Annotated in this window: 2 pseudogenes; one reads left to right on the plus strand and one right to left on the minus strand. The window is 40.1% G+C overall.

The features are described from left to right. Positions 1-102, minus strand: a pseudogene (locus D0T85_RS22905) (type II toxin-antitoxin system RelE/ParE family toxin); the annotation flags it as partial. Between D0T85_RS22905 and D0T85_RS22910 the strand changes: the two are divergent. Then, positions 83-184, plus strand: a pseudogene (locus D0T85_RS22910) (fimbria major subunit); the annotation flags it as partial. The pseudogenes D0T85_RS22905 and D0T85_RS22910 sit on opposite strands and share 20 nt — an antisense overlap. Positions 185-329 lie beyond the last annotated feature (145 nt).

The raw sequence follows: 329 nt of genomic DNA on the forward strand, positions 1-329 counted from the left end.
AATCTCCCTTAAAGGCGTTTTATCTGTTTTCTTAATGAAACCATGTGTAGCAATAACGAGCGTATCTTTTTCTCCTGTTTTATCCCAAAAAGCTAATAATTTATTAGGAGAGTTTGGTATTGTTCGTAATTCTGTATATGATATACATATTGGGAATTTCATGTCTTCTGGCTATCCTACTATCAGATTTTCAAAGTCATTTGGTGCACCAAACTGGCTGACACTCTTTACCAAATACTGGAAGGCGGATTAGCACCAACAGCCACGGTAATGTCCTGGCGTGGAGAGAAAGGTGGAATAGCAGCCGCCATGGCAGGACACGATGCTAT

Source organism: Bacteroides sp. 519 (assembly GCF_010500955.1).
Classification (GTDB): Bacteria; Bacteroidota; Bacteroidia; order Bacteroidales; family Bacteroidaceae; genus Bacteroides.